At 53.8% G+C, this 12,223-nt stretch carries 10 protein-coding genes; 4 read left to right on the plus strand and 6 right to left on the minus strand.

All coding sequences use genetic code 11. From position 1 onward, the window contains the following. Window positions 1-34: 34 nt before the first annotated feature. Window positions 35-1,783 carry a FecR domain-containing protein gene (locus tag ABEA92_RS08535; RefSeq protein ID WP_345683397.1) on the plus strand — a complete coding sequence of 583 codons (1,749 nt, stop codon included), beginning with the start codon at window positions 35-37 and terminating at the stop codon, window positions 1,781-1,783. Between the two features lie 327 nt (window positions 1,784-2,110). Further along, window positions 2,111-2,320 (plus strand): hypothetical protein, encoded by a 210-nt coding sequence (locus ABEA92_RS08540; protein WP_345683398.1) that lies wholly within the window; start codon window positions 2,111-2,113, stop codon window positions 2,318-2,320. Between the two features lie 742 nt (window positions 2,321-3,062). Here the strand turns inward: ABEA92_RS08540 and ABEA92_RS08545 are convergent. The 5 genes from ABEA92_RS08545 to hisD form a co-directional block, all read right to left on the minus strand. Continuing rightward, on the minus strand, window positions 3,063-4,256 hold the full coding sequence (locus ABEA92_RS08545) for a DUF2786 domain-containing protein (RefSeq protein WP_345683399.1): 1,194 nt from the start codon (window positions 4,254-4,256) through the stop codon (window positions 3,063-3,065). 52 nt (window positions 4,257-4,308) lie between these two features. Next, window positions 4,309-4,896, minus strand: a complete 588-nt coding sequence (gene hisB, locus ABEA92_RS08550; protein WP_345683400.1) for an imidazoleglycerol-phosphate dehydratase HisB — start codon at window positions 4,894-4,896, stop codon at window positions 4,309-4,311. Beyond that, the gene (gene hisC, locus ABEA92_RS08555) at window positions 4,893-5,963 is read right to left on the minus strand and encodes a histidinol-phosphate transaminase (RefSeq protein WP_345683401.1); all 1,071 of its coding nucleotides are present in this window, start codon (window positions 5,961-5,963) and stop codon (window positions 4,893-4,895) included. Before hisC ends, hisB begins: the two co-directional genes overlap by 4 nt. 13 nt (window positions 5,964-5,976) lie before the next feature. Next, window positions 5,977-6,585, minus strand: a complete 609-nt coding sequence (locus ABEA92_RS08560) for a Uma2 family endonuclease (protein WP_345683402.1) — start codon at window positions 6,583-6,585, stop codon at window positions 5,977-5,979. 152 nt (window positions 6,586-6,737) lie between these two features. Further along, a complete protein-coding gene (gene hisD, locus ABEA92_RS08565; protein ID WP_345683403.1) occupies window positions 6,738-8,117 on the minus strand; it encodes a histidinol dehydrogenase in 1,380 nt (459 codons plus the stop codon). A gap of 136 nt (window positions 8,118-8,253) precedes the next feature. On the opposite strand from hisD, the gene ABEA92_RS08570 reads away from it, so the two are divergent. Together ABEA92_RS08570 and ABEA92_RS08575 are read left to right on the plus strand one after the other, a co-directional pair. Next, window positions 8,254-9,297: a threonine aldolase family protein gene (locus ABEA92_RS08570; RefSeq protein ID WP_345683404.1), complete on the plus strand. Its 1,044-nt coding sequence runs from the start codon at window positions 8,254-8,256 to the stop codon at window positions 9,295-9,297. Continuing rightward, entirely contained in the window at window positions 9,294-10,817 is a 1,524-nt protein-coding gene (locus tag ABEA92_RS08575; protein ID WP_345683405.1) for a hypothetical protein, read from the plus strand. The genes ABEA92_RS08570 and ABEA92_RS08575 overlap by 4 nt, the downstream gene beginning before the upstream one ends. Window positions 10,818-11,166: 349 nt before the next feature. Here the strand turns inward: ABEA92_RS08575 and ABEA92_RS08580 are convergent, their stop codons facing one another. Then, complete coding sequence (locus ABEA92_RS08580) at window positions 11,167-11,994, minus strand: hypothetical protein (protein WP_345683406.1); 828 nt, start codon at window positions 11,992-11,994, stop codon at window positions 11,167-11,169. Window positions 11,995-12,223: the final 229 nt, after the last annotated feature.

A 12,223-nucleotide genomic window follows, 5' to 3' on the forward strand; every position in this document is an offset into this window, starting at 1 on the left:
TGAACTACCAGGCCCTCTCATCAAGGATAAAATTATGGTCCTACGAACATTAAATATGATTGCGTATGTAGCGTTCGCGGTGTTGGCGTGCTTCGTCTCCAATCTTGGTGCGAATGGCCTAGATGCTGAACCGTGGCAAGGTACGGTCACACTATGCTCTGGAGATGTGATATTGCAACGCGGCGAACAGTCGCTACGTGTGATTCGTGGTGGCGGGTTGAAAGCTGGAGACACGATCAGCACGCGAAGTGATAGTAGGGTGGCAATGATTCTCGTCGATGGCCCCGTCATTATCCTCAATGCTTCAACGACTGCTGCGATCGAGCAAGTGGACCTTCAATGGCGTGTAAATATTACCAAGGGGGAAGCGAGAGTAATACATCCTGGTGATACCCAATTGACAGTCGTCAGTGGTGCTTTGGTGCTTGATCTAAAGAGAGCAATCGTTCAGTTAGAAAAACAACCGGCTGGAGGAGTATTCGAGGTTATCGACGGGGAAGTCGTCGCCCAGTCCATGGTCCACCAAGCATCGATGGTGACCGGTGGGAACACGTTTGCGGTCGATTCCAGCGGAGTGATTCGACGTGTGGATTCGTCCGGCACTGCTTGGCAATTAAAACCATTTGAGATTCGCTTAGCCGCTGCAATGCAGACCGAACCTGTACTACAGCAACCCACACCAGCTGCGCTCGGCGCGTCGGTCAACGACGATGGCAATATGGAAAAGCCATTACTTCAGCCAAATGAGAGGGAGGAGGATGAACAATTCGTTCAAGCGACACCAATGAACCGTGGTAGTGGAGGTTCGCCGTTATCAGATGAGTCGAGCAGCAGTTCGGCTAGCTTTTTTGGAGGAAGTAGCTCGTTGAGTCTTGGTGCTCTAGCTGGGGGGACTGGGGCATTTTTTTCAGGTGGAATCTTTTCCGACAACGTGAATTTCTCCAGTGAATTCGCGACGGTTGCATTAAATGATGGGCCTTTTTCAGCCGGAGATCCGTTCCCTGGCTATATCAATTTCTTGACAGCGGAGACAAAGGTCGCTTTTGACGGGGTTGCTTTGTCCTCGAACGAAACTTTGGACATCTTTGGATCCGACACGAGCAAGTACTACTCAATCGGTGCGGGGGCTCGGCCGTCTCAGATAGTGATTGACTACGTCGATCAGTTTGCAGCGGATACACACGGCACAAGCGTAAATCCAAAAACAATTTCGATCCTCGGAACAGACCACTACCTCGTAGAGTTTGATCAATACAATGTTCCTGACCCGGCAGTACCACCTGGCGCATTAGGGTTCACTGATATCAGAACGAATGTCGATGTTACGGGGCCGGATCCGACGACGCAGCTTAAGAACGGCATCGTCAATGCGACGCCGCTAATTGATTCTCGTGCTAAGCTGAACGGCGCTGCAACGTTTGTTTTTGGTGATTTCCGCGTCATTCGAGAGGGGGCAAATGGGATTGCGTTCGCGATCCGGCGGAGTGATCAAGATCGATTAATTGATCCTGAAAATACGTTGAATTTTGATGCTGTTCAACCCAATTCCGACGTTGAGTTTGTTGACCAGCGAGATCCCAACTTCTCGTCGAGCGTTGATGCCAAGGTTCCAACATCACTTGATCCCATTGGCACAAACTTTCGCGATTTAGATTTTGTGCGACGGGCAGCACTTACAACGCTCGTCGCAGACCAGTTAAAAGCCTATGCCAAACGTACAGGGCAGACACGGTTTGTGTTTCAAGATCGTATTATCGATATCAGCGGATATCCTGGGCATTAATGTAATCTCGGTTGACTTAGCAAAATCTTGGATTTTTGAAAGCCAGTCTAGTCGTTAATAGAATTTTCTTCGACGGCAGGGTCGGGGGCCATCATCGTTCAGTACTTTGGCGATGGTGCATCAGCTTGATGCGATTTCCCATTAGGCTTCCGTTTTAAAAACCAGGGTGGACGCGTGTAGAAAACCACTCTTTTTCAATTCTCAAGCATTGCGACCCAGGCGTTTGCTGTTGGTGCTAGTAAAGATGTGACCGCTAGATTGTTTGCTGGTGCAATTGTGCTTTCTCCGCGTCCTAGGGAAAGCGTATCTGCGACAGAGGAAGTGTTGATGGCTGGCAATACTTCAATGAAATTGAACATTGAAAAGGGGGCTGTAGTTCATGGTGATGACTATGCTTATGCGGTGAATGATGGCTTACAAGCAATCGTTGATCTTGGGGAAAAGAAAGGCTGGAGCGAACAACAAGTCAAGTCTGAATTGATTTTACAATTTGGTGTCTATCGAACGATCCTTGAACAACACAAAGTTGTCTGGTGAGTAATAAAAGGATAATATGGCACAACCAGATGATGAGAGTCGTGATGATGATTTGCATAAGCTGTATGCGATTACGACGCCAGATTAGCTCGTGATATGCTTTTCAAATATGCGACTTCGAGAACCATCTACCTAAACAATTTGCGAGTTAGGTGATACGTATTTTGTATCAAACTAAAAGCTTTTCGATCAAGCATCGATCATCGAGACATTTTTGCTCTGATGTCAACTCGTCATGGAAGTGATATTCCTTCGGGGAATCGATCGATTCGACGATCCAAGATGGGGCTGGCCGATCGATTGGCTTCTGGAGATTACCTTTCGAGAAAGTAACCTGGTTGGGGAAGTTTTTGCAATCATCGCCTATGAAGAACTGCCACAGCAACGCGGGCCTGCGACAAGTAGACCTGCGTGATGCTATTGCCAGCCGATCGGTATAACGGGAGGATGAGAATGAGGTATGGCTACATCAAACAATTTCGATTTAAAAAAAGTTACGTGAGTCGAAGTAGCCTCCGCGTTGCTGCGAGCCTTCGATCGCAGCAGTTGATCGTTCGTCTATCGACTGGATCGGCCAAACCTATCTCTGAAGCATTTAACGAAAGGAGAATGTTTGGGCACCGAAGTTTTTCGTGATAAGGAAGCAGCTATGACGCTAGCGACTTGTCTATGGCGTTGGACTGTTTTTCAAAGGACGTTGCCGCGGTGGTTAGCCTTGCTAAGGCCAGCGGCATGAACCGCCTTAGGAGAATCCAAGCCGTTTGCGGCCGTTCTCGGCGGTGACGTCATGTTTCGCGCCGTGCCGCTTGCCTCGATCTGCCGCATCCGGATCGTGTTGATTGCGGCCGCTTCCGTACGTCGTCACGATCGAGACGCCGCATTCTAGTCGGAGCCATTTTCGTGCGGCGTCTTGAACCGCCATCGTGCGAGCATGCACGAGGGCGGTTTCGCTGACCACTTCGCTCGGTTGGGTGTCGTCGTCTTCGTCAGGCGAATTGTGGCGTGGCAGACCGCGAACGTAGCCTTCGGCGTACGACGCTCCGCTGCCACGCGAGTGGCCGCCGTATTGCAATTGGGCCGCTGTCGCAATGGTCAGTAACAGCTCGCGAAACAGCGTGATGCAGTTCTGGACGTCCTCGACCGGCCCGTAGAACCAAAACAAGGTCCGATTGCCTTTGACTCCGTAATACCAGCCTGTCATCGGGAAAATTTCTGTGACTAAGTAGGCGGCTAGCCATTTTTCCCACGCGCAGGCTCGGCGTCCATTGACCGGACACGCTCGACGGGTAAAGCAGACGCTTTCGACATTGTCATCGTCGCGGATGTCTTCGCGCGACAAGTTGTGTCGCAGCATCAAGTTCTGCATCATTCGCAACGCATTGCGTTTCTCGCCTTCGGTGCTGGCGTGGTTGTTGGCCGTGCTGTCCAACGCGCGGAGCCGATGCAGGATCTTGTCGAATTCCTTTTGCGTCGTCACCTGCTCGGCATTTTGTGACGACCCTGGTGCAGGGCAGGGCAGGGGGGTTTCGCTTGCGGCCGCCGCACACGTCCAGTAACCCACGATTTGATAGTCGGGTTCTTCGCTGGGGTTCCACGTGTCATGGATCACGTGATCAATCACGGTACAGAAGTGACCGTGACGTCGTCGCGTGGGCATTTCCAAATGAACCACTACGACACCTTTGGGCAGCGAGTCGGCAAGGAACCGCTGTCCGCGGCCCGGTGTGTATTGCCAACGCAGCTGTTTTAAGTAAGCCTCGCTATGATGGGTGCAGACTCCATTGCGAGGGGTTTTGTTGCTCACCTCGCCGAGTTCGCGATAGACGTCGCGGTAACTTGTTCCCGTGGCGATCGCGATCGAACGAGTGACGCAGTCGCCGGTCAGTCCCACAAACCCGCTGGCTGCCCGTCCGCCATCATTCCAGATAAATTCCATTACTCACCTAATCGAATCGCGTCTCGGGGCACCGGTTTTGATCGATCCGTCGCTACAGCACACCTTTGGTGCTTGGGATCGCATCGCTTCGTGGGTCACTTTCAGCCGCCATTCGGATTGCACGTGCGGTCGCTTTAAAAACACACTCGGCGATGTGGTGCGCGTTGCGGCCGTGGTGCAACACGACGTGCAGATTGCTATGCGAATTCGCCGCAAACGATTGCCAGAAATGTTCCACCAATTCGCTGTCGAACGTACCGATCTTGCTCGCAGCAATCGGTGCGTGGTATTCAAACGCGTAACGACCACCGAGATCCACTGCGGCGGTTACCAAGCATTCGTCCATCGGCAGTGTGAAGTGCCCATAGCGTCGGATTCCCGCTCGGTTGCCCAGCGCTTCGTGCATCGCTTGGCCAAGTGCGATGCCGATATCTTCGGCGGTGTGATGATCGTCGACATGCAGATCGCCTTTCGCCTTGACGTCCAAATCAATCAACGCATGTTTCGCCAATAGATCGAGCATGTGATCAAGGAAACCGATCCCGGATGAGCGTGTGCCGCCGCCATCACCGTCAAGGTTCAGCGTCAATTGGATATCGGTTTCGCCCGTTTTGCGAGCGATCGTTGCGGTGCGTGTCATGCGTTTTTCTTCAAGTAGTTTTCGAGCAACATCAAGCAGACATCAATTTGTTCATCGGTTCCGACCGAGATCCGCAGTCCGTCACCCCACTCAGGAAATTTCATGAAGCGAACCAGGATTTGATTCTTCTTCAAAAATTCGTACATCCCTTGGTGGTCACCGCTGGGGTGTTGGCACCAAACAAAGTTCGCTTGCGACGGCGTGACGTTGAACCCGAGTGTTGCCAGTCGTTCGGCAAGTCGCGATCGCGTCGCGTTCATCTTGGCAACCACATCCGCCAACCAGTCTTGGCAACCCATCGCGGCGGTGGCTGCGGCGATCGAAATCATGTCACAGTTGTAACTGTCTTTGATCTTGGCAAGCTCGGCGATCACATGCGGTTGAGCGACTAGGAAACCAAACCGAATCCCAGCCAACCCGTAAGATTTGCTGAGCGTGCGGGTTACAAGGATGTTTTCGTGTTTTTGGACTAGGTCCAAGCAATTCGTTTCGGCAAAGTCCGCATACGCTTCATCAACGACCAACGGGCAGGTCATCGTTGAGGCGAGTTGCTCAATTTCCTCAGGCGGGACCACGGTGCCGCTGGGGCTGTTCGGATTAGGCAAGAAAACCAAACGAACGTTGTCTGCCGTTTCCCCGAACGCGGCCGGCAATTTCCAACCGTCTTCAAACGCAACCTGCTCCCAATCGGCACCTTGGATGTCCGCCAATGTGCGGTACAGGATGTAGCTGGGGTAGGGCAGTCGCAATCGTTGCCCTTCACCGACAAAGCCACGAACCAACATCGTCAGGATCTCGTCACTGCCATTGCCCGCCAGGATCCATTCGGGACCGGGTAACCCCAACGCGTTAGCAGCCGCCCGGCGAAACGCGGTCGCCACCGGGTCGGGGTAACGGTTGATTGCACCGGTGGCCGCATGCTGAATCGCCTCGACCACCGCCTTGGGTGGCGGGTAGGGGTTTTCGTTGGTGTTCAGCTTGACCGTTTTGCCCGGCGCAGGCTGTTCACCCGGCGTGTAGGGCTGCATTTTGGCAAGGGCAGGACGGAAGAACGATGACTCGGGCACTTCTTAATTCGTTTCAGCTAGAAGGTGGCTCGGGATGGTTAAATTCAACGCGGCGATAAATGTCGGCGACACTCAATTGGCATCCGATACTGGATAGTTCAAACGTTTGATCCATCGATTCAAACAATACCGATTCCCAGTGTTCGTCGTCCAATTTTCGGAGTCGTTCCACCGCAATTGCATATTGATCGATGTAAACGTATTCACGAATCGACGGAACCGTCCGGTAATGTCGACGTTTGATAATGTCGTCAACGCCACGAGTCGATTGGCTGTAGATTTCGATTACCAATTGTGGGTTGATCAGCGTATCAAACGTGTCATCGGCCGACTCCGCTTCGCCACAAATCGCAAGCACATCAGGATAGTAATAGGATTGTGCCGCGTTGATCCACAAGCGTAGGTCGTTTGCGTAAACGTCACAGGGACGATCTTCGAGCTTTTCGTCCAGTCGTCGGATCAAGTTCGATACGATTCGGTTATGTTGGCGGCTTGCACCGGATTGAAGATAAACCTTGCCGCCGGTGTATTCATGTCTCTCCACTTGCCCCCGCTCCCAAACCAAAAACTCAGCCGGCGTCATCGAAGATGGCGTTTCATCGAAGCTTTTGGCGGTGGACATGTTTTTGTTTTCGTGTTTGGAACCTTCGCACTGGATGCGAAACAAATAACTGGCGTAGTGGATCTTGCTAAAGATCCTTTATGCGGGACCTTTTGCAAAATCTAGCACGGGGCAATGGTTCAGTCATTGATTATACGTCTCCAGCTGATTGCTCAACGCCGGATCGAGACGCTGCGGGCGTGAGCGGTCAGCCCTTCTTTCTCGGCAAGTCGCTCGACATCAGGAGCGATTTGTTTCAGTGCAGGTTCATCGAACTCGGTAATACTGCCGCTTCGCAAGAAACTGTTGCTCGACAATCCGGCTGCCCAAGTGCAAGTCCCTCCGGTCGGCAACACATGGCTCGGCCCGGCTGCGTAGTCGCCCAGTGCCACCGGTGTATGGTGGCCCAAGAACGCTGCGCCGCTGTTGCGAATCTTGGCGATTTGGTCGCGTGGGTTTGCGGTTTCGATATGCAAATGCTCGGGAGCAAAATCGTCGGTCAGTTCACACGCTTGTTGTTCATCGCGAACCAGGATCAACGCGCCAAAGGCTTCGAGACTCTCCACAGTCAATTCGTTGCGTTCGAGCTGGACCACTTGCTTCGCCAACTCGTCGTGAACCGCGTCGATCAGCGTTTCGTCCCAAGTGATCAGGATCGCGGACCCCGGTGAGTGTTCAGCTTGCGCCAACAAGTCGGCGGCGATGTAGTCGGCGCGGGCGGTGCCATCGGCGATCACGATCACTTCGCTCGGGCCCGCGAACGAATCGATGTCGACCGTTCCAAACACATGCTTCTTCGCCAGTGCGACAAACAGGTTGCCGGGACCGACGATCTTGTGAACCGGCTCGATGCAGTCGCAGCCGTACGCCATTGCTGCGACCGCTTGTGCGCCGCCCATGCGATAAACTTCGCTGACACCTAGCTCGTGGCACGTCGCCAACATGTCGGTGTTGTACGCACCAAACTTGGTTGGCGGAGCGACCACGGCGATCTGTTTCACCCCAGCGACCTGGGCCGGAACGACCGTCATCAGCACGGTCGATGGGTAGGCGGCAGCACCGCCGGGAACGCACACGCCGATGCGTTCAAGCGGCACATAACGCTGAGTCAAACGGACGCCCGCGCGAGGCTCGATGGTGACATCTTGGTGCAGGATCGCTGATTGGAATTCGGTGATGTTGTCACGAATCCGGCGAATCGATTCGATCAATTTTGGATCCGCCGCGGCGTGAGCCTGCTCAAGTGCCTCGGCGGGGACGCGAAGCTCGGCGGCCGAAAGCTCGGCATTGTCGAGTGCTTGACAGTACCGCAGTAGCGCCGCGGTGCCTTCGGTTTGGACGTCATTGCAAATCGTCTGGACCACTTCCACGGGCGTCAACGGTTTGCCAAACACCTTTTCGGTCAGCGCCCGGCCTCGGGGGCTGACGACATCGCCTGCGGGACTGAGTTTTCGACGCAGCTGAAGCAAAATGTCCGCCGAGCCCTCGCGAGCATCCACTCGCTGGATCTGGAGCGTTGGGAGGTTTGAGCTGGATGGATTCGATACGGTCATGGTTTGCTTATTCGCAGGCTTCGTTCAGTTTCGTAGACAGGCGGAATGCGTAGACAGGCGGGCAAGCCTCTCCCAACGGTATCATAAGCCGATACAATGCGTTTTGTTTAGCCGCAGCCCCCTCGAATTATCCACAATGCGTCAAGAAATCGACCTACGTAGCGACACTTTGACCAAGCCCACGCCCGCGATGCGGAAAGCGATGGCCGAAGCCGAAGTCGGTGACGCGGTCATCGATATTGACCCCACTGTGGAGCGGCTGGAGCATTTAACCGCAGAAATCCTCGGCAAAGAAGCCGCCGCATTTATGCCCAGCGGCTCGATGACCAACCAAGTCGCCGTGCGAGTCCATTGTGATCGCGGCAGCGAGTTTATTTGCGAGCAAGATTGCCACATTTATCAGTATGAACAGGGAGCGTTTGCCTCGCTGTCGGGTTTGGTGGCGAAAACGATCCCGGGGCAGGGCGGGGTGCTGAAAATCGAGCATCTGCGTGGCCAGGTCCGTGCCCATAACGACCACTTCGTTCATACGCGGCTGCTCTGTTTGGAGAACACTCACAATCGCGGCGGCGGCCGGATTTTGCCTCAGGCCGACGTCATCGAGTCGTGCCAATGGGCGAAGTCCGAAGGGGTGGCGACCCATCTCGATGGAGCTCGGCTGTGGAACGCCGCGGCCGCCACGGGAATCAGCGAAGCCGAGCTCGCCGCGCCGTTTGATTCCGTCAGCGTTTGTTTTAGCAAAGGACTCGGAGCCCCCGTCGGCTCGGCCTTGGTCGGCAGCCGCGATTTTATCGAACAAGCACGTCGGACGCGAAAACTGTTTGGTGGCGGGATGCGACAAGCCGGCATCATCGCCGCCGGTGCCTTGTACGCGATCGAAAACCATCGAGGCCGACTGGGTGAAGATCACGAGCACGCCAAACAGCTCGGTGACGTGTTCCGGTCGCACGAAGGGTTTTCAATTCGGGGAAATAGTATCGACTCCAATATCGTTGCCGTCGAGATCGCAGCGAATCTTGGAAGTGCCAACGAATGGGTGGCGAAACTGGAAGAGCACGGTGTGCGTTGTTTTGCGATCAGTGACCAAGCGATTCGCTTTGTCACGCATCTCGACATTCACTCGGATCACATCCGTCAAATGCGTGACATTTTCGCTCGTCTGGTTGATGCCAAGGCATGAGCGATGTCTGTCCGAAGCGGTCGACGTTGTGGGTGATTGCCGCAGTGATTTTTGTGATTGCTTGCGGTTTGCGACTTCCTGCGTCGGAGGAAAGTTTTTGGGTGGATGAATTGCATACGGCCTGGACCGTGAACGATTCGTTTGCCAATGTGACGACGCGGTCGGCGTTTGGCCATCAACAGCCGTTCTATTTCCAGTGGCTTTGGGGTTGGAAACAGCTTGTCGGCAGCAGCGAGATCGCGATGCGGCTCAGCAGCGTATTGGCCGTTGCAGTGGCATGCAGTTGCGTCTTTATTGCGGTGGCAAAATTCCACCGTTCGCTCGTTGGTGGCATTGCCGCCGGTTTGGTGTTGGCGGTCGAGTCGAACTCGATTTTTTTCGGCACCGAACTTCGCCCCTACGCCGCCGTGATCTTTGCCTCGGCGATTGCGTGCGGGTTCGCGTCTCGGTTGTGGAGCATGTCACCCGCCGACGGTCGACGTTCGCTGCAGTGGGTGGGGCTTGGTGTTGCTATCGGGGTGGCGGGGCTGTGTCAAATTACTTCGCTCGGAGTTTTGGGATGGTTGGTCGTCGCGGTGCTGGTGCGATGGGGATGCGCCGATTGGCACGCCACACTGCGTTTGTCGAAATGGGATCTGCCGTTTGTTGCTGCCTTTGCAGTGGTGGCGTTGTCGTTGGTGGCAAGTGGTGGGCTTGAGGTGTGGAATGAGCGAAAGATGTGGGCCAGTTTCGCCTCGGCGACTTCGCTAAAACAGGTCCTACACCTTTGGCCCTGGACGTACCTCGTCGTCGTACCGTTTTTGGTGTGGACTGCTGGGTTCTTGTGGCAGCGATTTGTGAGGCAACAGAGCAGTGGTGGCTGGCAATCACGCGAGCCCGTCACGTTGATGTTCGCGTTGGTTGCGATTGCGGTCGTCAGTGCTCTTTGTTTTTGGGGCGTGGCCTATTTCGAGTTTGCTGCACTTTGGCATCGACGCTATTTGGTCGCATCGCTACCGCTGCTAGCATGGTTTTTTGGTGCCGCGATTGCTGAGGCATCGAAAGCGTTTTCAATTGAACGCAATACCGCCGTTCAATCGGTCACAGCCGGGACACTGATGGTGCTGCTGCTAGGCTTATTGATGCAGTCGCAGGGGACGGCCGCGCGGCTAAGTCGCGGTGAGTGGCTCGTGCATCGAGGTGAAAATTGGCGAGACGCAATTGCTCATGTCAATAATGTCGCGTCCAACGGATCGGTCGTTTTTCTTGATCCTGGCTTGATCGAGCAGAGCATGCTCCGCGAGCCGCATCAGCGCTTTGAGCATGGCGAATACCTGCGATACGTTGTTGATGGCCCGTACGCAATTCGTGACGATTTGGCGGTCGAAATTGTCAGCAATCAGCCGCTGCACGGTATTTTAGCGATTGCCCCCGAAGTGGTGCTCTCGCGACGGCCCGCTCGAAAGTTGCAAAAACAGCTCGGTTCCGCATTTCAGGTCCACTCATTCGGCGGTGTCTCCGTCGCCACTGCAAAGCCGTAGGCCGGATTAAGGACGCAAACGCATGCCGGAGCGACGCAAGCGGTAGCCTTTTTACATCCGCATTGGCAGGCGATGCACGTTTCAATCGCGTCCGCCGCTCCGGCATTCACACGTCATTTGTGTCCAAGTCAGCCTTGGTAAGCCAACGATAGGCTATGTCTAGAAGCGTTTCCTGTTGCTGTCGTCGCACGTCAAAAGGGCGTTATCCATCCGCGTGGTCGGAAAAGAAAGACTGCCGCGCGGCGGGCTATAGTGACATCGTTTCTCACCGATGCAACCTGTAGTTGCCGCGTGTTGGTGGCGCACTCCGTTGACTGCTTTTGCTGATTCCTCCCCCGGAGAATTCCCCTTAGTCCGAATTTGCCTTTTCTCGCTCCGGCAACGCTGATGTTTCCAAGCAACTGGAGATTATGGATTCCAGCAATTCGCGGATCGCTGGGAACTCAATGTTCGATTTATCGTCGATATCGAGAAAATACGACCAGCCCCCTGAGGGTCGCAAGTATGCCCAAATCACTGGAATTCCTGTGCTTGTCCGAGCGATTGGAATTGCCGTAGAGGTCAATTTTGCAGTTCCGGATAAAGCGACGGGCAAGTCGACTTTGGAACTGGGGAATCTGAGTGGCTTGCTTAAACCGACTGAGACACCACTTTCAAAGAATATTTGGGTAGTGCGCTGCCCTTTGCGAGAACCAGCGTATCCAAAACAAACGGCACCCAGGTCAATCGATTTGGTCTGGTCAATCCTTTGGGGCCGGTGTTGGTCGATAGCGGATACCTTCTTCAGTCCGTTGCCAATTCCAATAATCGTTCGAGGACTATTTACGAACTTATTTATTGCGGCGGCCTGATCCGGCCCGACAGTACCAACATCCAAATCGAATATCAGCAGAACAACATTTGGACTTTCCAAAAAGGAAGGATCAAACCGATAATCTTCGATTCCGTTAGGGTCTCGCCACTCTTTAATTATGTTGCAAACCATTGAAATCGCCTCATAGTTATACCCATACGAAACTTGAAGCAATTTATCTATTGAACGTACTTGCGAGCTTTCTGCACTACTTATCACCACAATTTCCGGTGTCTCAGCGTTGCAAGGTGCAATCGTTGTAAGGATCAACAATGCCGCGGCGGTTCCAACTAGTGAAGAATGAATTCGAAAAATCATTGCCATGGAGGTGTACCTGAACGCAGAGGGACGAGGTGTTCGTTAGACGTGCTTAGCTGATCATAAACCGTTCCGATTCTTCATGCTGCGTTCAGATGCCCTTCAATATGTTTTTTGGCAATGGTCGAACTCGTGGACGAACTCTTGGCCGCATCGTTGATTCTAGATTGAGTCGCCTGACAATCGAGTCGATCCAGCCTTCATCACCCAACGGTGCACCGCGATTCGCACAGAT

The sequence above is a fragment of the Novipirellula caenicola genome (genome assembly GCF_039545035.1).
GTDB classification, from domain to species: domain Bacteria; phylum Planctomycetota; class Planctomycetia; order Pirellulales; family Pirellulaceae; genus Novipirellula; species Novipirellula caenicola.

Bases quoted from the DNA above. Each gene is read 5' to 3' on its own strand.
- ABEA92_RS08535 (WP_345683397.1), top strand. From the start codon at position 35: ATGGTCCTACGAACATTAAATATGATTGCGTATGTAGCGTTCGCGGTG.
- ABEA92_RS08575 (WP_345683405.1), top strand. From the start codon at position 9,294: ATGAGCGATGTCTGTCCGAAGCGGTCGACGTTGTGGGTGATTGCCGCA.
- hisD (WP_345683403.1), bottom strand. From the start codon at position 8,117: ATGACCGTATCGAATCCATCCAGCTCAAACCTCCCAACGCTCCAGATC.
- ABEA92_RS08580 (WP_345683406.1), bottom strand. From the start codon at position 11,994: ATGGCAATGATTTTTCGAATTCATTCTTCACTAGTTGGAACCGCCGCG.
- ABEA92_RS08545 (WP_345683399.1), bottom strand. From the start codon at position 4,256: ATGGAATTTATCTGGAATGATGGCGGACGGGCAGCCAGCGGGTTTGTG.
- ABEA92_RS08560 (WP_345683402.1), bottom strand. From the start codon at position 6,585: ATGTCCACCGCCAAAAGCTTCGATGAAACGCCATCTTCGATGACGCCG.
- hisB (WP_345683400.1), bottom strand. From the start codon at position 4,896: ATGACACGCACCGCAACGATCGCTCGCAAAACGGGCGAAACCGATATC.
- ABEA92_RS08570 (WP_345683404.1), top strand. From the start codon at position 8,254: ATGCGTCAAGAAATCGACCTACGTAGCGACACTTTGACCAAGCCCACG.
- ABEA92_RS08540 (WP_345683398.1), top strand. From the start codon at position 2,111: ATGGCTGGCAATACTTCAATGAAATTGAACATTGAAAAGGGGGCTGTA.